The sequence below is a fragment of the Marinobacter sp. LV10R520-4 genome (genome assembly GCF_002563815.1).
GTDB lineage: Bacteria > Pseudomonadota > Gammaproteobacteria > Pseudomonadales > Oleiphilaceae > Marinobacter.
In genome coordinates this window covers 2166770-2189110 of the sequence record NZ_PDJM01000001.1, presented here as the reverse complement: position 1 = coordinate 2189110, position 22341 = coordinate 2166770, and the positions used below count along the sequence as shown (strand labels likewise).

General features: G+C 55.5%; 14 protein-coding genes and 2 pseudogenes. 5 read left to right on the top strand and 11 right to left on the bottom strand.

Going from position 1 to position 22341, the window contains the following annotated elements; genetic code table 11:
• Positions 1 to 60: 60 nt before the first annotated feature.
• The 6 genes from astB to ATG98_RS10525 form a co-directional block, all read right to left on the bottom strand.
• The gene (astB, locus tag ATG98_RS10550) at positions 61 to 1404 is read right to left on the bottom strand and encodes an N-succinylarginine dihydrolase (RefSeq protein WP_098422916.1); all 1344 of its coding nucleotides are present in this window, start codon (positions 1402 to 1404) and stop codon (positions 61 to 63) included.
• A 64-nt stretch (positions 1405 to 1468) separates the two neighbouring features.
• Entirely contained in the window at positions 1469 to 2944 is a 1476-nt protein-coding gene (gene astD / locus ATG98_RS10545) for a succinylglutamate-semialdehyde dehydrogenase (RefSeq protein WP_098422914.1), read from the bottom strand.
• Positions 2945 to 2977: 33 nt separating this feature from the next.
• Positions 2978 to 4051 (bottom strand): arginine N-succinyltransferase, encoded by a 1074-nt coding sequence (astA, locus tag ATG98_RS10540; protein WP_098422912.1) that lies wholly within the window; start codon positions 4049 to 4051, stop codon positions 2978 to 2980.
• Positions 4052 to 4103: 52 nt separating this feature from the next.
• Entirely contained in the window at positions 4104 to 5126 is a 1023-nt protein-coding gene (locus tag ATG98_RS10535) for an arginine N-succinyltransferase (RefSeq protein ID WP_098422910.1), read from the bottom strand.
• 20 nt (positions 5127 to 5146) lie between these two features.
• Entirely contained in the window at positions 5147 to 6361 is a 1215-nt protein-coding gene (locus ATG98_RS10530; protein ID WP_098422908.1) for an aspartate aminotransferase family protein, read from the bottom strand.
• Between the two features lie 77 nt (positions 6362 to 6438).
• Positions 6439 to 7890 (bottom strand): exonuclease domain-containing protein, encoded by a 1452-nt coding sequence (locus ATG98_RS10525; RefSeq protein WP_098422906.1) that lies wholly within the window; start codon positions 7888 to 7890, stop codon positions 6439 to 6441.
• A 265-nt stretch (positions 7891 to 8155) separates the two neighbouring features.
• Between ATG98_RS10525 and ATG98_RS10520 the strand changes: the two genes are divergently transcribed.
• Complete coding sequence (locus ATG98_RS10520) at positions 8156 to 9373, top strand: DcaP family trimeric outer membrane transporter (protein WP_098422904.1); 1218 nt, start codon at positions 8156 to 8158, stop codon at positions 9371 to 9373.
• 72 nt (positions 9374 to 9445) lie between these two features.
• Here ATG98_RS10520 and ATG98_RS10515 read toward each other — a convergent pair whose 3' ends face one another.
• The 4 genes from ATG98_RS10515 to ATG98_RS10500 all read right to left on the bottom strand — a co-directional run bounded on the left by ATG98_RS10515 (position 9446) and on the right by ATG98_RS10500 (position 15906).
• A complete protein-coding gene (locus tag ATG98_RS10515; protein ID WP_098422902.1) occupies positions 9446 to 9967 on the bottom strand; it encodes a DUF2478 domain-containing protein in 522 nt (173 codons plus the stop codon).
• 180 nt (positions 9968 to 10147) lie between these two features.
• Positions 10148 to 11863: a dihydrolipoyllysine-residue acetyltransferase gene (gene aceF / locus ATG98_RS10510; protein WP_098422900.1), complete on the bottom strand. Its 1716-nt coding sequence runs from the start codon at positions 11861 to 11863 to the stop codon at positions 10148 to 10150.
• A gap of 13 nt (positions 11864 to 11876) precedes the next feature.
• Positions 11877 to 14543, bottom strand: a complete 2667-nt coding sequence (gene aceE / locus ATG98_RS10505) for a pyruvate dehydrogenase (acetyl-transferring), homodimeric type (RefSeq protein WP_098422898.1) — start codon at positions 14541 to 14543, stop codon at positions 11877 to 11879.
• Positions 14544 to 15042: 499 nt separating this feature from the next.
• Entirely contained in the window at positions 15043 to 15906 is an 864-nt protein-coding gene (locus tag ATG98_RS10500; RefSeq protein WP_098421017.1) for a thioredoxin family protein, read from the bottom strand.
• Positions 15907 to 16376: 470 nt separating this feature from the next.
• On the opposite strand from ATG98_RS10500, the gene iscB reads away from it, so the two are divergent.
• Both iscB and lon read left to right on the top strand, forming a co-directional pair.
• On the top strand, positions 16377 to 17648 hold the full coding sequence (iscB, locus tag ATG98_RS10495; RefSeq protein ID WP_098422896.1) for an RNA-guided endonuclease IscB: 1272 nt from the start codon (positions 16377 to 16379) through the stop codon (positions 17646 to 17648).
• Positions 17649 to 17700: 52 nt separating this feature from the next.
• Positions 17701 to 20154, top strand: coding sequence for an endopeptidase La (gene lon / locus ATG98_RS10490; RefSeq protein ID WP_416376572.1), 2454 nt, complete (start codon positions 17701 to 17703; stop codon positions 20152 to 20154).
• A gap of 62 nt (positions 20155 to 20216) precedes the next feature.
• Here the strand turns inward: lon and ATG98_RS10485 are convergent, their stop codons facing one another.
• On the bottom strand, positions 20217 to 20714 hold the full coding sequence (locus ATG98_RS10485) for a MarR family winged helix-turn-helix transcriptional regulator (RefSeq protein WP_007352601.1): 498 nt from the start codon (positions 20712 to 20714) through the stop codon (positions 20217 to 20219).
• 306 nt (positions 20715 to 21020) lie between these two features.
• Here ATG98_RS10485 and ATG98_RS10480 point away from each other — a divergent pair.
• Positions 21021 to 21730, top strand: a pseudogene (locus ATG98_RS10480) (ABC transporter permease subunit); the annotation flags it as partial.
• A pseudogene (locus tag ATG98_RS10475) lies at positions 21730 to 22311 on the top strand (DUF3382 domain-containing protein); the annotation flags it as partial. The pseudogenes ATG98_RS10480 and ATG98_RS10475, both read left to right, overlap by 1 nt.
• Between the last annotated feature and the right edge of the window lie 30 nt (positions 22312 to 22341).

Here is a 22341-nt window from a genome sequence, read left to right as displayed (position 1 = left end):
CGTTAAAGCCGCAACTACCAGCAACGCCATGCGCAAATAAGGTCGCACCATGGGTATTTTTTATCCCCGTTGAAAATCGTAAATCGACCCCAGGCCCAGAATGCCGGTAAGTTCGTCCAGCGCTTTTTGTACTTCCTGCAGCAACATGGGATCGGCCAGATCCTGTTGGCTGAGCCTATCACGATAATGGGCGTCTACCCACAGAGTCAAACGATCGTATAAAACATCCGTTAGAATTACACCCTGATGCATCGCCGCCCGCTCTTCATCATTCAGAACTACCCGCAAGCGCAGGCAGGCAGGCCCGCCGCCGTTCCGCATAGACTGTTTTACGTCAAACACTTCCACTGCGGTAATCGGTCCGCCGCTGGCCACCAGTTTGTCCAGATACTGGCTCACGCTTGCCACTTCGCGACACTCACCCGGCACCGCCAGCAACATGCCGTTGTCGGTGTTAAGGAGTTGGCTGTTAAACAGGTAAGACGAGACCGCGTCGGCCAGAGGCACTTCACTGCCGCTCACCCGCACCGCTTGCAGCTCACATCCGGTCAGGCGCTCACGAATTTCGTTGAGCGTGGAGTTTTCATTCAAAAACGCCATCTCGTGATAAAACAGGGTGTTGCCGTTACCCACCGCAATCACGTCGTTGTGGAACACCCCGGCGTCAATCGCCTCTGGGTTCTGCTGGGCAAACACCACGCCTTCATCGCGCAAATTGTGCAGCCGGGCAATGGCGTGTGACGCCTCAAAGGTCTGCCGCGCAGGAAAGCGCTTGGGCGCCTTCGCCTTATCGTTTAGCGCACGCTGGCCATACACGAACAACTCCACTCCGGGAGCGCCGTATTCGCTGCACAAGCGGGTGTGGTTAGCCGCGCCTTCGTCACCAAAATGGCTCACCGCTGGCAGTGCCGGGTGGTGGGCAAAATGGCTTTCATCGCTGAATATGGACTTTAAAGCATGGCCGGTGACCACGTGCTCGATGGAGCGGTGAAACTTGGCGCCCAGATTGGCCGGGGTGAAATGCACCCGCCGGTCGCGGGTGTCTGCGCTGGGCGAAACCGTGGCTGCATTCGCTGTCCACATGGCCGCAGCGGAGGACACCGCAGCCAGCAGTTCCGGAGACTTTTTTAGCACCTGCGCAAGAACGTCTGCGTCGCTGCCGCTAAAGCCCAGGGCACGCAAAGTTGGCAAGTGCGGGCGCTCGTGGGGCGGCAATACCCCTTGCACGTAGCCCCGATCGGCCAGCTTCTTCATTTTTGCCAGCCCCTGCAGGGCGGCTTCTTTGGGATTAGACACCGCACTGACGTTGGATTTCGATGCCACGTTGCCCCAGGACAACCCGGCATAGTTGTGAGTGAGCCCCACCAGCCCGTCAAAGTTGGCTTCTACGGCATGATTTGCCATTTTCAAGATTCCATAGCAGATGGCCCTGAACGGGCCTTGGATAAACGTGGATATGCTACCCGGATCAGTCGAAGTTAAGTCCCGGTGCCAGAGTGCCTGGCAGCTCGCTGGCGTTGGCTTCCAGCGACGCCATGGGCCAGGCGCAATAGTCCGCTGCGTAATAAGCGCTGGCGCGGTGGTTGCCACTGGCTCCAATGCCACCGAAGGGCGCTGCACTGCTGGCGCCGGTTAACGGCTTATTCCAGTTCACAATGCCGGCCCGGGTTTCTTCCAGCAGGCGCTGATACAGCTTTTTATCGTCCGTCAAAATACCCGCTGCCAAGCCAAAGCGGGTGTTATTGGCCAGCTCCAGGGCATCGTCAAAGCTCGCATAACGATATACGGTCAATAACGGCCCAAAGTGCTCGCCATCCGCTAACTCCAACCCCGTGGCATCTATTATGCCCGGCGATAACAGACCGGTATTGGCTTTAAGCTGCCTCATCTCTAGCAGACTTTTTGCGCCCTGCTCGACCATCTGCGCCTGAGCTGCCAGCAGTTTCGCTGCAGCCGCGGGCGAGATGACAGCACCCATAAAGGGCTGGGGCTCGGCATCAAATTCCGCCACCGTCAGCCGGCTGCTTACGTTCACCAAACGTTCAAGGAACAGATCACCTTTGCTGCCTTTTGGCACCAGCAGGCGGCGGGCGCAGGTGCAACGCTGGCCGGCGGATATAAATGCCGAGTGAATGGTGTGGTGCACGGCGGCGTCTACATTGCTTACGTCCTGCACAATCAAAGGATTGTTACCGCCCATTTCCAGCGCCAGAATTTTCTCCGGCTGGCCGCCATGCTGTTCGTGCAAGCGATGGCCAACGGCGGAACTGCCGGTAAAGAACAGGCCATCCAGCCCCGGGTGTGCAGCCAGTACTTTCCCGGTGGCGGCCGCGCCTTGCACCAGATTGATCACACCGTCTGGCAGGCCGGCGTTTTGCCACAGGCGTACCGTGAGTTCGGCCACCGCCGGGGTCAGTTCGCTGGGTTTGAAAATCACCGTATTACCCGCCAGCAAAGCGGGCACAATGTGGCCGTTAGGCAGATGCCCAGGGAAGTTGTAGGGGCCAAATACCGCGACCACACCGTGGGGCCGGTGGCGCAGCACCGCATGGCCGGCGGTCACTTCAGACTCACGGGTGCCGGTACGCTCGTTGTAGGCCTGTTCTGAAATACCGATTTTACCGATCATCGCCGCAACTTCGGTGCGCGACTCCCACAGCGGCTTGCCGGTTTCCCTGCCTATTAATGTGGTTAGGGCCTCTTTGTTGGCTTCAAGCAATTGCCCAAAGGCTTTCACAATGGCAAGGCGCTCATCAAAGCGGGTGTTGCGCCACGTGCGAAAACTCTTGCGGGCGGCGCGCACGGCTGCGTCTACGTCTTCTATACCAGCGGCGCTGCCGTTCCAGATCGTTTCGTCCGTTACCGGGTGCAGAGATTCAAATTCATCTCCGTGACCGACTAGCCATAGGCCATCAATCAACAGTTTACCTGTCAGTTTGATCATGGTGTTGCACCTCACTTAAACAATGTGTGTTCGCTATTGGGGGGCTTTCAATGAGTGGATGGGCAGCGGGCCGCTGTCTTTCAGAAGCGCCAGGCGCACTGTGTCGCCGGCCTGAACCTGAAGTGCCGTAGCAACGTCTTGCGGCAACGCAATCGTGTCGGCGTTTACGCAGTTAAGCGGAAGCGTGGTCGCTCGAAACTGGCGCATCGAACGGTTAGCCACAATAACGCGCTCGGTAACAGGCACATCGGTTGCCACCGGTGTGTCAGTAACGGTGACCGTGCGCTCAACCGCTTCGCGCACCGTACGGATATTGTCGATAAACGTTTCCACCACCGGGCCGCCGTCAAAAATATCCACCAGCCCGTTAAAGTTAAAACCCTCCGCCTGAAGCATATTCAACGCCGGCGCCGTATTGGCGTGCACGCAGCCAATCACCGAGCGGGCAGTGCTTGGCAGCATCGACAGGTAAATCGGATATTTTGGCATCAGCTCGGCAATAAAAGATTTATTACCCATGCCCGACAGGCGGTCGGCTTCGCTGAACGCCATATCAAAAAACTTGCTGCCCAGAGCGTCCCACAGGGGGTTATTGCCTTCGGCGTCACTCACACCTCGCATTTCTGCGAAGATTTTTTCAGAGAACTGTTTACGGAAGTCGTCCAGAAACAAAAATCGGCAGCGAGACAGGAGCAGGCCGTTACCGCCGCCTTTGTAGGTGTCCGCCAACAACAGCGAGCAAATTTCGCTGACGTCGGTCATGTCATTGGACAGTTGCAATGTGGGCGTTCGCACGTGTACCCCCAGCTCCCGTGAGGCATTCACGGTAACGCTCAGGCGATAGTTGTAAAACACCTCATCGCGGCCAACTCTGGCCTGTATACCGCTTATTCCAACCGCCTGGCCGGTAGCGGTGTCTTCAAGAGCGAACAGATACAGCGCCGCCTCGGGGGCGCAACGCTGGTTAAAACTGTTTCCCGCCAGATCAATTTTCTTCTGTAACAGGCCACGGTCTGCCGGCAGCGAGGTCAGACCCTTGCCCGCCTTTTCCGCCATGGCGTACAGGGCATCAAGGTCGCGATCAGCCAATGGGCGTATCAGCAGCATGGTCGCAGATCTCCATTAATAAGGGCACTCATTGCGGCGCTCATAAAGGCGTTCATAATGGCAATCCGCGCACGCTGTCGCCGGAGTCGCCACCCAGGCGGCGCCAGGTGTCTATCGGAACTTTCAAGGCGGAGTCCAGCATTTCCCCAGCCGGGGTCAGCGTGCAACAAAAGCTTTGACCTTCGCCCGCCGCCAATAACCATAACGGGCCATCGGCATCGGCATCGGCGCTGCCGCGAAGGATTTTGCGGCGGCTTGCCGCAATACTGTGCAGGCTGTCGGTGCGCGCTTCCAACACCGGGCCACCGTCAAAAATATCCACGTAGTGGCCGGCACCAAAGCCTTCTCTTTTTAACAACTCCAGATTGCCGACCGTTGCCGGATGGGCCTCGCCCAGAGCCTGCTGCGCGGCTTCGCTAAGCAGAGTTACGTAAATGGGGTTGGGCGGCATCAGTTCGGCAATAAACGTTTTGCTCAGCTGCGCGGAATGCTCGTCGGCGCTGGCAAAATCCATATTGAAAAAGTGCCGGCCCAGGCTGTCCCAGAATGGCACACTGCCGTCGCTGTGCTGTATGCCTTGCAGCTCTACTACGGTGCGCGCCGCAAACCACTCTCTATGGCCCGCTATAAACAGCATACGCGCGCGGGAAAGCAGCTCAAATGCCTGGGTGCCGCGAAGTTCCTCGGCGATCACCAAAGAACACAGCAGAGTGCAATCGGTCAGGGCGTGGGATGGGTAGAGTGCTTCCACCCGCCGGGAAATACCCAGCTCGTGGGAGGCGTGAATCAACTCGTCACGGCGGTAATTGTAAAAAGGCTGGCCGTTGCCGGCTCGGGCATCAATACCGGCAACGCCTTTTATTTCATGACTGTCGACCTGTTCCAGCACAAACAGAAAGCGAGCCGGGCGCTTAGCGCTGTGTTCACCGGCAAACGCTGCGCAGGAATACTTTATCCGGCCCGCCAGCGCCTCACGCTCATGGGGCAGCGTAGATGGCAGCGCCCGCGTATGCGTCTCGGCGAAAACCAGTATGGGCTCGATATCTTCCACTGTTACCGGGCGCACCAACCACATAGGGCCTCCGCATTGTTTGATTAGGCGGTGAGTTTCTGTACCGCAACTTCAAAGCGCTTCAGGGCTTCGTCTATATCGGCTTCCGGAATAATCAGAGACGGCGCCAAGCGCACCACGTTAGCACCGGCTATTAATACCATCACACCTTCGTCCAGACCGGCATTGAGAAAGTCTTTTGCTCTGCCCTGCCATTTTTCGGTTAACACGCAACCCAGCAACAAGCCGGCACCGCGCACTTCACTGAACACGCCATAACGCTCGCCGATGTCCATCATGCCTTTGCGCAGGTGATCAGACCGTAATTTTACGCCTTTCAGAATTTCCGGCTGGGTAATGGTGTCCATAACTTTTTGCGCTACGGCACAGGCCAGCGCGTTACCACCATAAGTACTGCCGTGTGTGCCAACCGACAGGCTGGCCGCAGCTTTTGCGGTGGCCAGCATAGCGGCTACCGGGAAGCCGCCACCCAAACCTTTGGCGCTGGTCAGAATGTCTGGCACTACGTCGTACATTTCATAGGCAAAGACGTAGCCGGTGCGCCCCGCTCCGCTTTGTACTTCGTCAAACACCAGCAGCGCGTCGTTCTCGTCGCACAACTGCCGCAGGCCTTGCAAAAACTCTTTGGTGGCCGGCATTACACCGCCCTCACCCTGAATGGGCTCAACCACAATCGCGCAGGTTTTTTCTTTGGAGATCAGTTTTTTTACCGATTCCAGATCGTTAAATTCGGCGTGGTGAATGCCACCGGGTGCGGGTTCAAACCCTTCCAGATACTTGGGCTGACCGCCTACGCTAACGGTAAACAGGGTGCGGCCATGAAACGCATTTTTGAACGCGATGATTTCATGTTTTTCAGCACCGGTGTGTTCCCAGGCGTAACGCCGCACCAGCTTGAAGGCGGCTTCGTTGGCTTCGGCGCCGGAGTTGGCAAAAAACACACGCTCGGCGAAGGTGTGATCACACAAGGTTTTTGCCAGCCGCAAAGCGGGCTCGTTGGTCATCACATTAGACAGATGCCAGATTTTCTGGCTCTGCTCCTGCAACGCGCTCAACAGGCCCGGGTGCGAATGGCCCAGGCAGTTCACCGCAATACCGCCTTGCAGGTCGATGAATTCGCGACCTTCCTGATCCCATATTCGAGACCCTTTCCCGCGCACCGGCACAATCGTTCCGGGGGCGTAATTAGGCACCATAACGTGGTCAAACAACTCGCGGGATACAGGATCTTTGTTCATGGGTTCTCTCGATTATGTTCTCGATTAATCAACGCATAAGTTAGCACGAATACACGGCTGAAATAATACTACGCCGGTTACGGCATCAGAACATCAGGCTGCGCCAAAGCCGGCAGCGGTTGAATACGGAATTGCCCGCTGTCTTTGCCAAGCAGGGCTTTGGCCAGAAGTTTATAGGAATCCAGATCAAAATTGACCGCCTGGCCGCCCAGCGACAGCGAGCCCAGTTCATGGTCATCGTGCACCGTGGCAACGTGCACCCAGTTGTACACCACCAGCACGTCGGTTTTATCGCTGATGTCATTACGCTCGATGATCGCCACCGGCCCTTTCCAGGGCCAGGTTTGCAGGCGCAGGCTGTGAAACGCAATTTGCATGCGCAAATTATAACGCAGAGGGTCCTCGAAGCCTTCGCAAGCACCTTGGCAGCGGCCAAGCGCACGCTGAAAACAAGGGCCACTGTGCTTGGGTTCCAGGCATAACAGGCGATTGCACAGTTCGTTTTTCGCCGCAATGCCGGCCAACGCCCGTTCGGCGTCGCGCTTGCTGCGAAACAAGCCGTAATAGTTATCTAACCGGCCAGGGTCTATTTCCCGAATCAGCTGTGCCTGCAGGTACCCTTGGGCATTTGTGGTCAGCTCTATGCTCACCAGATTCTTGGCCGCCCGCGAGCGTCGGTTAAAGAGTGGCTTCAGGCCTTTAATCTGCTTCAGTTCCAGCAACAACGCGCCCAGTTCGCCGGCGGTTTCGGTCCAGTCAACACGGCGCAGACTTTCGGAAATTCGTACACCACGGGTGGAATTGTGGTCGCCGGAAAAGTGCGAGGCCACCCGCTGCGCGATGTTGGTGCTTTTGCCCACGTACAGCAGTGCATCGTTCTCACCGTAAAACCGATAGACACCCGGCCCGCGAGGCAAGTCCTGCAAGGTATCTAATGGCAGATGGGAGGGAATGCTGGGCCGCTGCAACAGCTCGACTATGGCGGTTTCCAACGTGTCTTCGCCCTGCTGCGCCAAAGCATGCTCAAAAAATCCGAGCATGGCGGCAACGTCTCCCATAGCCCGATGGCGCTGCACCTGTTGTAAACCATGGCGTTCAATCAGCGCATCCATATTATGGCGCCGAAACTCCGGGTATAGCCGGCGCGACAGCTTCACCGTACACAACACCTTGCCCATAAACATTCGCCCCAGCCGGCGAAACTCACCTTTCACAAAACCATAATCGAAGCGCGCGTTATGGGCCACAAACACCACGTCATCAAGGCGCTGCTCCAGCTCGTCAGCAATGTCCGAAAACAGCGGCGCATCAGCCACCATGGCATTGGAAATGCCGGTCAGCTGCTCAATAAAGGGTGAGATGCGGGTTTGCGGGTTGACCAGGGTTTGCCACTGGCCCACAGATTCACCGGCTCGCCAGAACTGGATGCCGATTTCGGTGATGCGATCGGTTGCCGCGCTGCCGCCGGTGGTTTCAAGATCCAGGAAGGCGAAGGTGGTGGTTTTCAGGTGTTGTGATGGTTGGGACATAGGCTCTCGAGTTATTTACGGATTCACCGGTCTTTCAAGTTGTGTGCACCCACTCTCAACTGAGGCCGGTTTTCATCAATTTTAGTCAGCGGTGCACATAGAAATAACATTATTGCTGGCCTCAAACGCGGCCTTGGAGCCAAAGCTAGCACCTACAAAAACTAGACAATAGTCTAACAAACAAAAAATAGTCATTGAATTATGTACGCTTGGTAACTAAGTTAAGCGCGGGTCTTACAACAATAACCATGTGGAGTTAATAATAATGCAAAGCAACAAATTGAGAATGGCTATCCGTGCGACGGCGGCCGTGGCGGTATTTGGTATGGCTGCGCAAGCACACGCTGCCGTTACCATCGATACTGACGGGTATGAAGCCAATGTGTATGGCTTTGTTCGCGCAGTAGCCACTTATGATTTTGATGAAAAAATTGCCAACGGCGGTCAGGCCGGCAACTTTTCAAAGATCACAACCGACGGCAGTAAGACTGCTGATGGACATTTTGGCGCGGACGCGAATACCAGCCGTCTTGGCGTTCAGGTAATGACGCCACAAGGCGTGAAGATGGTTGTTGAATTTGACTTCGACAACAATGATAGCCTTGAACCTCGTCTTCGCCACGCTTACGGCTCGTATAACGGCGTTCTGATCGGTAGAAACTGGTCCAACTTCAACAGCTTCGTTGGCAACCCTTCCACTTTGGACTTCGATGGCATTCCGGGTTCGGCCGGCACCCAGGGCCGCACCGAGCAAATTCGGTATACGACAGGTGCATTGTCCTTCTCTGTAGAGCAACCGTCGAGCGCCGGAATTGGCCGTGATGTTCCTGCTGCCGCTTCCGGATTTGCCATGAATTCCGCCGGCGTAATTGTTGCTAGCACACCAACAGTAAGCACGGGCAGCACTAAAGACAGCACACCGGCCTTCACCGTAAGGCTTGAAGATTCGCAAGGCGGGCTAACTTACTCCGCTGCACTCATGGCGAAACAAACTGCCTACGACACTGCAGCTGCGGATGACGACGCAATCGGCTACGCAGCATTTGTAGCCGGCAAAGTGATGATAACCGATATGCTTTCGGTTAACGGCACCGTTGGTTATTCTGATGGCGCTACCGGTTACGTCTATCGCGCTGGTGGCAACTTCGGCCAGTATGACGGGTATACCGACGCAAATGGTGATATCGAGACCGTTGAGGCATACGGCGGCGCTATTGGCGCCAGTCTTGCTCTGGGTGACGGAAGCTCTGTAAATCTGGGCTATGGCATGGCCACCGTGGATCTGGACGACGCAGTGGCGCCGAGCACTAACCTGGCGACTACCACAACAGACACCAACTCCACGATGTTCATTAACTACCAGTGGGTGCCCATCAAAGATGTCAAAATGGGTGTAGAGTTCGCTAACCTGAAAACTGAAACCCAAGGCGGTAACGACGGCGATGCAAATCGCGTGATGTTCCTAGCTCAGTACAACTTCTAAATTCTTTAGAAGTTAGCTCTGCGATCACCCCGGCTACGGCCGGGGTTTTCTGTTTCTAGCGATCGCGAAATCCTAATCCAGACCAAACACCCCGTCGCACCACTCTTCAACTTCGCTTTCCGAAAACACCAAATCGGTCGCCGCACCGCCGTTGAATTCATGCCACTGAAGCAAAAATTTTCGCTTCACTACGGTCAGCACCGGTATCCCCGCTTCCAGCAATTGCAGTAATTCTGCACGACAACCCTTGCCGTCAATTTCCTGCTGCCCGAAGCGGTTCACAATAGCGAGCCTGGGCGGATTATTCAGTGCCTCGCGCAAAACGCCCGTTGCGTCCGCCAAGCCAGACGGATCCAGGCAGCAAGATTGCGATTCTTTACCCAGATTCTGGGCTATAGAGTATTCAGTGCCGGTTTCCACATCTTGCACCGCCATAGGCTCGCGGCGCAGGCCCTGCTCGTTCAGCGCCATAGCCAGGCCCGCCACGCGAATGCCTTTACGGTTGTAATGATTCGCCAGACTGTGCAGCAGCGCGTCTACCGGCTGACTGTCGTTGTCATAAATAATCGCCGCCAGCTGAAGTTGTTGTGCCATTGGAACCGTCCTGAGGCGTTCACAGGTGTTTCTACCAACAACACCTGTGTTGTAAAACACAAAAGGGGCGCAGATTGCTCTGCGCCCCAACGTATCACCAGTGTACTGGCTTGCACCGCCAAAGCGGTTGCTTTATGTCAGGGACCGGAGCGGTTAAGCACCCGGTCCCCTCACTCTCGCTTAGAGCAACAGGGTACGAATATCACCCATTAACCGAGCCAGCGCCGAAGTAAAGCGCGCTGCGTCTGCCCCGTTCACCGCACGGTGATCGTAAGACAACGACAACGGCAGCATCAGCCGCGGCTGGAAAGCCTTGCCGTCCCAAACCGGCTTCATTGCCGCTTTGGACACACCCAGTATTGCCACTTCCGGCGTATTCACAATCGGCGTGAAGGCCGTGCCACCGATACCGCCAAGGCTGGTAATGGTGAAACAGGCGCCCTGCATTTCTGCCGGCTTCAGCTTCTTGTCGCGGGCTTTGCCCGCCAGTTCTGCGCTTTCTGCCGCCAGCTCCCACAAGCCTTTCTGGTCCACATTGCGAATCACTGGAACCATCAAACCGTGGGGCGTATCCACCGCAATACCGATGTGGATGTACTTCTTGTGTACAACCTCTTTGCGGTCCATATCCAGGGCTACGTTGAACTGGGGCAGTTCAGCCAAGGCCGCAGCACAGGCTTTGAGCATGAACGGCAGCGGCGTCATTTTCACGCCTTTCTTCTCGCCCAACGCCTTCAACGATTTACGGAAATCTTCCATATCGCTGATGTCGGCGTCTTCGAACTGGGTGACGTGTGGCACGTTCAGCCAGCTGCGGTGCATATTCAGCGCCGTAACCGACATCATGCGTGACATGCCTTCCCGCTCAACCTCACCAAACTGGCTGAAGTCTGGCAGTTTCACACCAGGAATGCCGCTAGTGCCGGCACCAGGCACTACGGCGCCCTGCTGTGCCTGCTGCAGCTGAGCCTTCACGTAACCGTGCACGTCGTCTTTAACAATACGGCTTTTCGGGCCAGAGCCTTTCACACGAGCCAGGTCTGCACCCAGTTCACGGGCCAGCTTGCGAACCGCCGGGCCAGCGTGCACTTTGCTGCCAGCGACGGGCGCCTCATAAGTCACAGAGCCGGTTTCTGCAGGCTTGGCCTTGTTGTCGCTAGCCGCAGCCGGCTGCTCGGGCGCGGCGGGCTGCTTCTTGTCAGCATCGCTGCTATCAGCCGGGGCTGAATCGTCGGCGTCGTCGCCGTCATCTGCGCCATCGTCGGTGATGATCATTTCCAGCAGGTCGTCGCCTTCGGAAATCTTGTCACCTTCTTTGACCAGAATCTTGCCAATTTTGCCGGCGAAGGGCGATGGAATTTCCATCGTCGCCTTGTCGGATTCCACGGTAACCAGCGCGCTTTCGACGTCAACGTCGTCGCCTTCAGACACGTTAAGCTCAATAATCGGGATGTTGTCAAAACCATCCAGGCCAGACACTTTTACGATTTCTGTGCGCGTGCCGCCGGATTTTTTTCGCGGCGCCGGCTTGCTGGCGCTGTCGTCAGACTTAGCCGGTGCGTCATCGCTCTGGGCTTTGGACTCAGGCTCTGGCGCGCTGTGTTCATTTGAAGCGCCATCTGAAGTGTCATCACTCGCACCATCAGAACTGCCCGCGCCGTCTGAACTAAGAATACCGACAACGTCGCCTTCTTTGATCTTGTCGCCCACTTTCACGGTGATCTTTACGATCTTACCCGCACCCGGTGACGGCAACTCGACCGATGCTTTGTCGGTTTCAACCGTCAGAATCGGATCTTCTTCAGCCACCGAGTCACCGGCGCTGATCAGTATTTCAATCACTTCAACTTCATCTGCCCCGCCTAAATCGGGGACCCTGATTTCTTGCTCGCTCATAGCGGTCTCCTCCTTAGCGGTGCGCCGGGTTCGGTTTGTTGCGATCGATTCCGTATTTGCGCATGGCTTCAAGAACCTGCTCGTGCTTGATCTCGCCGTCTTTCGCCAAAGCAGACAGCGCCGCTACGGCAACGTGGTAACGATCAACTTCAAAGAAATCACGCAGTTTTTCACGAGTGTCGCTGCGGCCAAAGCCATCCGTACCCAGGGTCAGGAAGGTTTTAGGGATAAACGCCCGTAACTGTTCAGAGTGCAGCTTGATGTAGTCGGTAGACGACACAACCGGACCCGTCTGGTTTTCCAGGCACTGGGTAACGTAGGCTTTGCGGCCTTTGTCATCCGGGTGCATCAGGTTCCAGCGATCTACGTGCTGGCCGTCGCGGGCCAGTTCGTTAAAGCTGGTTACACTCCACACATCAGAGCTGACGCCCCAATCGTCTTTCAACAGCTCGGCCGCGGCATTCACTTCGTTCAGGATAGCGCCGGAGCCCAGCAGCTGAACCCGCAGCTTGGTTTTGGCTTTACCTTTTGCTTCCACCGAACTGAACTTGTACATGCCCTTGATGATGCCATCTGCACACCCTTCCGGCATCGCTGGCTGAACGTAGTTCTCGTTCTCCATGGTGATGTAGTAATAAACGTTGGTGTTCTTTTCGTACATTTCCTTCATGCCGTGATGAATCACCACCGCCATTTCATAGGCGTAAGCCGGATCGTAGGCTTTGCAGTTAGGAATGGTGTTGGCCAGAATATGGCTGTCACCGTCTTGGTGCTGCAAGCCCTCGCCGTTCAGGGTGGTACGCCCTGCGGTGCCGCCAATCAGGAAGCCGCGAGCCTGAATGTCGCCAGCTGCCCAAGTCAGGCCGCCAACGCGCTGGAAACCGAACATGGAATAAAACGCGTAGAACGGAATCAGCGGAAAGTTGTTGTTGCTGTACGATGTAGCAGCCGCAATCCAGGCCGCCATGGCGCCGCTTTCGTTGATGCCTTCCTGCAGAATCTGACCCTTTTTGTCTTCACGGTAATACATGATCTGATCGCGATCCGGCGGCACGTACTTCTGCCCTTCCGAGGTATAAATACCCAGCTGGCGGAACATGCCTTCCATACCAAAAGTACGGGCTTCATCAGGAACAATCGGCACAACCCGCTTGCCCACACGCTTGTCTTTTATCAACGCGCTCAGAATGCGCACGAACGACATGGTGGTGGAGATTTCACGGCCGTTGGAGCCTTCCAGCACCTGCTTGAAGATGTCCAGGTTAGGAATCTGCAGAGGCTGGCTGTCTTTACGACGCTTGGGAAGGAAACCACCCAGATCCTGCCGGCGCTTCTTCATGTACACCAGCTCGGGGCTGTCGGGCGCCGGGCGATAGTAAGGCACGCCTTCAAGCTCTTCGTCTTTCACCGGAATCGCGAAACGGTCACGGAATGATTTAAGCGTTTCCACATCAAGTTTTTTCAGAGAGTGAGCGGTGTTGGTGGCTTCGCCAGCGGCACCAAAGCCATAACCTTTGATGGTGTGGGCCAGAATAACGGTTGGCTTACCATTGGCTTCGGTTGCCGCTTTTTTGTAAGCCGCATACACTTTGTACGGGTCGTGGCCGCCGCGATTGAGCGTTTGAATGTCGTCGTCGGTCCAGTTTTCAATCATCTTGGCCAGCTTCGGATACTTGCCGAAAAACTGCTTGCGGGTTGCCGCCGGGCCACCGTTGGTGAAAGCCTGCAGTTCGCCGTCAACCACTTCGTCCATGGCGCGCTGCATGGTGCCGTCTTCGTCTTGCTCAAACAGCGGGTCCCACATGCGACCCCAAACCACTTTGATTACGTTCCAGCCAGCACCGCGGAACGAGGCTTCCAGTTCCTGGATGATCTTACCGTTGCCGCGCACCGGGCCGTCCAGGCGCTGCAGGTTGCAGTTCACCACAAACACCAGGTTGTCCAGGTTTTCACGGCTAGCCTTGGAAATACAGCCCAGAGTTTCCGGCTCGTCACATTCACCATCACCAACGAAACACCACACTTTGCGGTTTTCCATTTCGACCAGCTCGCGGCTGTCGAGGTACTTCATGATGTGGGCCTGGTAAATGGCCTGAATCGGGCCCAGGCCCATAGACACCGTGGGGAACTGCCAGTAATCAGGCATCAGCCACGGGTGCGGATAGGATGACAAACCGCCGCCGTCGACTTCTTCGCGATACTTGTCTAGCTGCGCTTCTTCAAACCGGCCTTCCAAAAAGGAACGGGCGTAAATGCCCGGCGAGGCGTGGCCCTGGAAATACACGAGGTCTGACTCGCGCTTTTCGTCGCCACCGTGGAAGAAATAGTTAAAGCCTACATCATAGAGCGTGGCCGCAGACGAGAAGGTGGAAATATGACCACCCAGATCACCCGGGCGTTTGCCGGCACGCACCACCATCGCCATGGCGTTCCAACGGATCAGGGAACGAATACGGCGCTCCATGAACAGGTCACCCGGCATGCGTGCTTCTTGTGCAAGCGGAATAGTATTACGGAATGGCGTGGTGATGGCATACGGCAACTGTGTGCCGTCGCGACTGGCGCGCTCGGAAAGGCGTTCCAGAATGTACTTGGCTCGGTCTACACCCTCCTGCTCGATCAGTGATTCGAGCGCGTCAATCCACTCCGTGGTTTCAATCGGATCGTCGTCCTGGTACATCAAATCCTCCCGTAGGCATCTATATAAATGCGGCCCAGTCGCCGTTTATCACGGGCTGCGCTGCTGAGTCAGTCATTGGGCTTGCGGCGTTGGGGCCGTAGCGCCGATTAATTATTCATAAACAAGCATAGAACAGGTTTCACATTTTGCGTTTAAGATCGCAACCTGATTCTGGAATTAATTGGTATTGTAGTTTTTTTACTACAATTTATCGGAATTTTTTGGTTAACCCTCAAAAAATCTGGAAAAACGGGGGTTAATTTCGATTCCTTACGGAATAATGACGTTTTTACACCCTCCAGACAAGTCACACCCGACCAAGGTCGAACACCGCTAACTTTACGTGATTTCGTGTGTGAACTTAAACCTTCCAGGTTTCATTTTGAATAATAGGCAAAAAACGGGCTTACCGTGAGGTAAACCCGTTTTTTGTTTCAAGACTAAATCGCTGGCTAGGGCAATCTTTAGAGCACTCTTTAAAGCACTCTGAGATATACAACTAGTGCATCAAGGTATACAGCTTGCGCCGGTAGGTGCGCACGTCCGCATTATTATTACCCAGCTTCTCAAACAGCTCCACCAGCGTTGTCTTGGCCACTTCATTTTTATACTTGCTGTCTACCTGCATCAGACGAATCAGCAATTCCATGGCCTCGGCGTTGTTTTCTTTTAACACGTTATGCAGCGCCAGCATGTGCAGCGCGTTGGGGTCTTTCGGGTCTTGCTCCAGAGCCATTTCCAGGTCGGTCTGGGGAGGCAGTTCCGCGGACTGTTTTAAAAACTTGATGCGGGCCGCCAGCTGTTTGGCCTGGTGCTGCAGTTTTTCTTCCGGGGGCAGGCTGTTGTAAATTTGCTCGGCGGTGTCCAGTTCACCCATCTCGGCTTTGATCTGAGCCAGATCAATCAGCACTTTCAGGTTTTCCGGATCTTTCTGGTTCATGTCGCCCAAAATGGCCAGGGCGCCATCCAGATTGCCCTCTTCCCATAGCCCGTGAGCTTTTTCGTAAGGGTCCTCGGCGGGCGCCTCCACGTACTTGTCCAGCACTTTGCGGATCTCGCTTTCCGCTAACGCGCCGTTAAAACCGTCTACCGCCTGGCCATCTTTCACCAAAATAACGGTCGGCAAACTTTTCACACCCAAGCTAGCCGTAAGTTGTTCTTGCTGGTCAGCATTCACTTTGGCCAGTAAAAAGGCGCCCTTATACTCATCGGCCAACTTCTCCAGCAGTGGCATCAGCTGTTTACAAGGCGCGCACCATTCCGCCCATACGTCTACCAGAACGGGTGTTGTGGAAGAGGCTTCCATCACCTGCTGCTGGAAGTTTTCCATTGTGGCTTCGAAACTATAAGGGGAGCTGCTCATCGGGACACCTGAATCTGTCGCTGTGTATAGATACAGCTAAGATGGGGAGCCCGGCGCCAAAATTCAAGAGGAGCAGGTCAACAGGTAAGTGAGCGGCCTTGAAAATCAGAGTTATGGCAGCAAGTAAACATCAAACGCTAAACACCGAACACACCCAGTACCGGGAAGCCAAGTAGCGTCAACTACCCCGCCCTGAAGGACGGGGCTTGTAGAGAACACGCTGCAAGCCAGGTTGACCAGGGAAAGCGGACACCAACCCGCTACGTTCGTGACAGGTCGTTAAGACTCACCGCCGAATGCTTCCTCAGTTCGGCGCTCTGGAAGACTCAGATCATGCTGGCGAAAGGTAAAACGCCGAAGGTGTGAGTCGCTGCGACATCGCAGGAGCCGGTCACGGACATTCCCGAGGGGAGACGAATCGCAAGATTTGCGTCACAAGGCCCGTAAGGGCATTCATTGAAAGGAAAACGATGTCGGTCTTCGTACTGGATAGACGCAAGCAACCACTAATGCCGTGCTCGGAAAAGCGCTCACGGCTTTTGCTCGGCCGTGGTCGAGCCTTGGTGGTGCGTGCGTATCCGTTTACGATCCGGCTGAAAGACCGTGCCGGTGGCATCACACAGCCGGTCCGTATCAAGATCGATCCCGGCAGCAAAACCAGCGGGATTGCAGTGGTTCGAGAAAGCGGCCAGAAGCAACACGTTCTGGCGTTAATGGAGTTGGCCCATCGCGGTCGTCAGATCAGCAAGTCACTGGAGCAACGTCGGGCGTTTCGCCGCCGGCGTCGCAACCAGCTGCGTTACCGGGCACCCAGATTCTTGAATCGGCTTCGATCTCTGGTGCCGGTTGTGTCTATCAGCCAGGAACTGGTTCGGTTTGATACGCAAAAGATGGAAAACCCGGAAGTCAGCGGTGTCGAGTACCAGCAAGGCACCTTGCTCGGCTACGAGATCCGTGAATACCTGCTGGAGAAGTGGGGGCGCGAGTGCGCCTATTGCGCCGACAAAGACACGCCGCTGCAAATTGAGCATATCGACCCAAAAGCCAACGGTGGCTCGAACCGGATCAGCAACCTGACATTGGCGTGCGGGCCATGCAATCGGGAGAAAGGCAGGCAGCCACTTGCTGATTTCTTTGCATCGTCCAAGCGGCTGAAAAACCACCAGGCCAGGCCGGATCGCATCCTTAAACAGTGCAAAAAGCCCCTAAGAGACGCTTCAGCGGTCAACTCCACCCGGTGGGCATTGCATCAGACACTGAAGCAAATGGGTCTGTCTGTTGAAGTGGGTACCGGCGGTCGCACGAAATTCAATCGGCAGAGACTGGAAATTCCAAAGACACACGCGCTGGATGCGGCTTGCGTCGGAGAAGTCGAGATCGTAGAGGGCTGGGACGTTCCAATCTTGGCGATCAAGGCCACCGGGCGTGGCAGCTATCAGCGTACCAGACTCACAAGATACGGTTTCCCTCGTGGCTATCTGATGCGCCAGAAGAAAGTCCAAGGGTTTCAGACCGGCGACATGGTGCGAGCCGTTGTGCCAACAGGCACGAAAGCCGGCACCTGGTTGGGTCGTGTGGCGGTTCGTAAAACCGGCAGCTTCAATATCCAGACAAGTAGTGGTGCTATTCAAGGAATATCTCATCGCCACTGTGCTTTAACCCAGCGAGCGGATGGCTACGGCTATCACATCCAACCCAACCAACCAAAGGAGGAGGGAGGCAGGAAAAACGAGTCGCGCTAACGCACGACGCGCTATCCCTCCCCGACCTGAAGGACGGGGTATCCCGCGCAAAATGATGACAGACGACAACAGCAATGAATCTCTGGAACAGCTCGAAGACGATATAACCGAGTACATAGGCAAAGACGAAGACAGCAAAGGCCTGGCACTGTCTGAACAGACGCTGCCCAAGCGCCTGTATTTGCTGCCGGTGTCTAATCGGCCGTTTTTCCCCGCCCAGGTACAGCCCGTCATGGTCAATCAAAACCCCTGGCACGAAACCTTGAAAAAGGTGAGGGAAACCGATCACGGCATGCTGGGCATTTGCTACGTTGACAACGAGGCCAGCGAAAAGGGCGTGCCTGATAGCAAAGAGCTGGCCACCATGGGCTGCGCCGTGCGCGTGCACCACGCCCAGCAAAAAGACGGCAAGGTTCAGTTTATTGCCCAGGGCTTACAGCGCTTTCGCATTGTGCGATGGCTGCGCCGCCGCCCACCCTACTTGGTTGAAGTGGAATACCCGCAAGAACCTGCTGAAGATCTGGACGAAACCAAGGCTTATACCATGGCCGTTATCAGCGCCATAAAGGAGCTGCTGCGCACCAACCCGCTGTACGGCGAAGAAGTGAAGCAGTACCTGACGCGCTTCGGCCCGGAAGACAGTTCCCCGCTGACCGACTTCGGCGCCTCGATGACCAGCGAACCTGGCGCGAAATTGCAGGAAGTACTGGATACCGTGCCGCTGTTGCAACGCATGGATAAAGTGCTGCTGCTGATGCGTAAAGAGCTGGAAGTGGCCAAGCTGCAATCGGAAATCAGTGCGGAAGTGAATCAGAAAGTACAAAAGCACCAACGTGAGTTCTTTTTGAAAGAACAGCTGAAAGTGATTCAGCGCGAACTGGGCATGTCGAAAGACGACAAAACCGCCGACGCCGAACGTTTTGAAGCGCGCATGGCGGAACTGGACCCGCCCGAAGCGGTGCGCGAACGTTTTGATGAAGAACTGCAAAAACTGCGAATTCTGGAACAGGGCTCGCCGGAATACGGCGTTACCCGCAATTATCTGGATTGGATAACCCAGGTACCCTGGGGCCAGCACTCACAGGATCATTTCGACCTGGCCGAGGCGCGGCAGATTCTGGACAAAGACCACGACGGCCTGGGCGATGTGAAAAACCGCATTATCGAGTTTCTGGCCGAGGGCAGTTTCAAAAAAGAAGTCAGCGGCACCATCCTGCTGTTGGTCGGCCCGCCAGGCGTGGGCAAAACCTCTATTGGCCACTCGGTGGCGGAAGCACTGGGGCGCAAGTTCTATCGCTTTAGCGTTGGCGGCATGCGTGACGAAGCCGAAATTAAAGGCCATCGCCGCACCTATATTGGCGCCATGCCCGGAAAATTCGTGCAGGCACTGAAAGACACAAAAGTGGCCAACCCGGTCATTATGCTGGATGAAATCGACAAGATTGGCGCGTCTTATCAGGGCGACCCGGCCTCTGCCCTGCTGGAAACTCTAGACCCGGAGCAGAACCGCGAGTTTCTGGACCACTATCTGGATGTGCGCATGGACTTGTCAAAAGTACTGTTCATCTGCACCGCCAACCAGCTGGATACCATTCCGCGGCCGCTGCTTGACCGCATGGACGTGATTCGCCTGTCTGGCTACATAGCGGAAGAAAAGCTGGCGATCGCCAAGCACCACCTGTTACCGAAACTGCTGAAACGCGCCGGGCTGCTGAAAAAGCAGATGAACATTTCTGACGCCGCCATAAAACAGGTGATTGAGGGTTATGCCCGCGAAGCCGGGGTGCGTGGTCTGGAAAAGATGCTGCACAAAATTATCCGCAAGGGCATCGTAAAACTGCTGGAAAATCCCGGTTTACCCATTCGCGTTGGCATTGCCGACGTACAGGAATACCTGGGGCAGCCTATATTCCGCAAAGAAAAATCCATGAAAGGCATTGGTGTGGTGACCGGTTTAGCCTGGACCGCCATGGGCGGCGCTACGCTCAGCATTGAGGCCTCGCGCATTCACAACAGCCAGCGCGGTTTCAAACTGACCGGGCAACTGGGGGATGTAATGCGCGAATCCGCCGAGATTGCTTACAGCTTTGTGGCGTCTAACTTGAAACGCTACAAAGGCGACCCGGTGTTCTTCGACAAATCTCTGGTCCACCTGCACGTGCCGGAAGGCGCGACGCCGAAAGACGGCCCAAGCGCAGGCGTTACTATGGCCACGGCGCTGCTGTCAATTGCCCGCCGTGAAGCGCCGCAGCAGAACATCGCCATGACCGGCGAACTGACGCTAACCGGGCAGGTACTGCCAGTCGGGGGAATACGGGAGAAAGTGATTGCCGCGCGGCGGCAGAAGATCAACCAGCTGATACTGCCGGAGGCTAATCGGGGCGATTATGACGAGCTACCGGGGTACTTGAAAGAAGGCATTGCGGTCAGTTTTGCGAAACACTACAGCGATGTGTTTCAGGTCTGCTTTGGCCAACAGCCAAAGAAAGGCGCGGTTATGCACTAACGCACCGGCCGCTGGTTTTCATCCTGACCTGCGGCCTCGACTTGCCACACCACCAGGCAGACTTACTTAGAGGTTTCCTTCCAGCCATCTTCACGCAGTACCGGGCCTACATCCAGAACCGGTGATGCGTCTATGTGGTCTGCGTCCATCATATTAGCCACTCGCTGCAACGAGGCCAGAATCATGGTTTGTTCCCACTCCGCCAAGGCCTGATATTTTTTGATGAAGTCTTCTTGCAGCGGGTTGGGCGCGCGGGCCAAAATTTCGCCGCCGGCTTCCGTCAGATGGGCGTGTACTTTGCGTTTATCCTGAGTACTGCGCACCCGGTACACCAATTTGCGCAATTCCAGCCGGTCTAAAATAGTGGTTACTGTGGCCTGGCTAAGGCTGATTTTATCAGCGATGGTGCCAATAGTGACCTGGCCCAAATCCCGTATGGTCCGCATAATCAACAGCTGCGGCGCGGTCAGACCGGCGCTCTTGCTCAATCGTTTTGAGTGCAGGTCTGTTGCGCGGATTACCCGGCGTAATGCTACTAATACTTCGTCATAATTGGTCAACGCGCCGCCCCTGCCATGCTTATACCACTAAAATTTAGAGTTGTTTATATCACGATCCGCGGCAAAAACCATCAATCAACACCAACTTTTATATAGCCTGACAGCCATCAAATAGAAGACAAACGGCGAGTTTCACGACAAGATAACGCCCTTGCATAGCCTCCGCTTGACAACAACCAAGCGGTGGTGTTTTGTTAATGCCTGAGCATTACAATAAAACCCTGATTACAGGAAACTAATAATGAAAAGTAACGTTAAAAAGCTCGTAGCAGCCATCGCCGCATCCGCTGCCCTGCTGGGCGCAGGTTGGTTGTGGCTCTGGTTTGCGCCATCCTTGTATCCAGTTCGATGGGCTGGGCAGTAGAACGAGTGGCTTACCGGCCTGTGCGCGGTCGGCACCGCCTGATCCCGCTGATTTCCGCCATTGGTATGTCCATTTTTTTGCAAAATTACATGCATCTGGCTCAGGGATCCCGCAACGTTGGCTTCCCCCTACTGATCGAAGGCGGTTTCAATTTTGGTTCGGAAGGCGCCTTCCAGATGTCGCTGTCGTACATGCAAATCACCATCTTGTAACCACCCTGATCTGTATGACCGTGCTGTCGACGTTTATATCGCGCTCACGCACCGGTCGCGCTTGTCGCGCCGTATCTCAGGATCTGGGCATGGCCAACCTGCTGGGCATAGACACCAACCGCATCATCTCCGCCACCTTTATTATTGGCGCCGCACTGGCGGCGGTTGCTGGCCTGTTGCTGGGCATGTACTACGGTTCGGTTGACCCGCTGTTTGGGTTTATCGCGGGTTTGAAAGCGTTTACCGCAGCGGTATTGGGCGGTATCGGCAGCATTCCGGGTGCGATGCTGGGCGGGCTCATTCTGGGCATCGCTGAAAGCATGACTTCAGGCTACCTGAGCGGTGAATACAAAGACGTTATCTCGTTCAGCTTGCTGATCCTGATTTTGCTGTTCAAACCGACCGGCCTGCTGGGCAAACCGGAGGTTGAAAAAATCTGATGGCTGCTTCCAATGTTCGGCACGCACTCTTTTGTGCCATCGTAACCATTGTTATCTCCTACCCCATTCTAGGGCTAAATCTGGAAGCCGAAGGGATCAATATTGTCCTCACCGGTACCGACGCCACCACCATCATCGCCATTGCATGCGCGGCCTTAGTGGTGCTGTTGTTCCAACTTTTCCGTGACAGCGTGATGGCCAAACTGGGCGTTGTGAACGACCTGAACCCACTGACCGGCCGTAAGCCCATGGAGCAAAAAAAACGGGCAAAACTGGAAAGCTGGGTACTGACCGGGCTAGTGGTTGTGGCTTTGTTCTGGCCATTTTTCTCGTCCCGCGGCGCGGTTGATCTGGCCACCCTGGTGCTCATTTACGTGATACTGGCGCTGGGCCTGAACGTGGTGGTTGGTCTGGCTGGCCTGTTGGACCTGGGCTACGTGGCTTTTTACGCTGTAGGCGCCTATACCTTTGCCTTGTTATCGCAGTATTACGGCATCTCGTTCTGGATGGCGCTGCCCCTGGGGGCTTTGCTGGCAGGGCTATTCGGCCTGCTTTTGGGTTTTCCGGTGCTGAGGCAACGCAGGAGTAACAGGCAATGCGTGAATTACCAA

Excerpts from the sequence above, each read along its gene's own strand:
- astB (WP_098422916.1), bottom strand. The coding sequence starts at position 1,404 with ATGGCAAATCATGCCGTAGAAGCCAACTTTGACGGGCTGGTGGGGCTC.
- astD (WP_098422914.1), bottom strand. The coding sequence starts at position 2,944 with ATGATCAAACTGACAGGTAAACTGTTGATTGATGGCCTATGGCTAGTC.
- astA (WP_098422912.1), bottom strand. The coding sequence starts at position 4,051 with ATGCTGCTGATACGCCCATTGGCTGATCGCGACCTTGATGCCCTGTAC.
- ATG98_RS10535 (WP_098422910.1), bottom strand. The coding sequence starts at position 5,126 with ATGTGGTTGGTGCGCCCGGTAACAGTGGAAGATATCGAGCCCATACTG.
- ATG98_RS10530 (WP_098422908.1), bottom strand. The coding sequence starts at position 6,361 with ATGAACAAAGATCCTGTATCCCGCGAGTTGTTTGACCACGTTATGGTG.
- ATG98_RS10525 (WP_098422906.1), bottom strand. The coding sequence starts at position 7,890 with ATGTCCCAACCATCACAACACCTGAAAACCACCACCTTCGCCTTCCTG.
- ATG98_RS10520 (WP_098422904.1), top strand. The coding sequence starts at position 8,156 with ATGCAAAGCAACAAATTGAGAATGGCTATCCGTGCGACGGCGGCCGTG.
- ATG98_RS10515 (WP_098422902.1), bottom strand. The coding sequence starts at position 9,967 with ATGGCACAACAACTTCAGCTGGCGGCGATTATTTATGACAACGACAGT.
- aceF (WP_098422900.1), bottom strand. The coding sequence starts at position 11,863 with ATGAGCGAGCAAGAAATCAGGGTCCCCGATTTAGGCGGGGCAGATGAA.
- aceE (WP_098422898.1), bottom strand. The coding sequence starts at position 14,543 with ATGTACCAGGACGACGATCCGATTGAAACCACGGAGTGGATTGACGCG.
- ATG98_RS10500 (WP_098421017.1), bottom strand. The coding sequence starts at position 15,906 with ATGAGCAGCTCCCCTTATAGTTTCGAAGCCACAATGGAAAACTTCCAG.
- iscB (WP_098422896.1), top strand. The coding sequence starts at position 16,377 with ATGTCGGTCTTCGTACTGGATAGACGCAAGCAACCACTAATGCCGTGC.
- lon (WP_416376572.1), top strand. The coding sequence starts at position 17,701 with ATGATGACAGACGACAACAGCAATGAATCTCTGGAACAGCTCGAAGAC.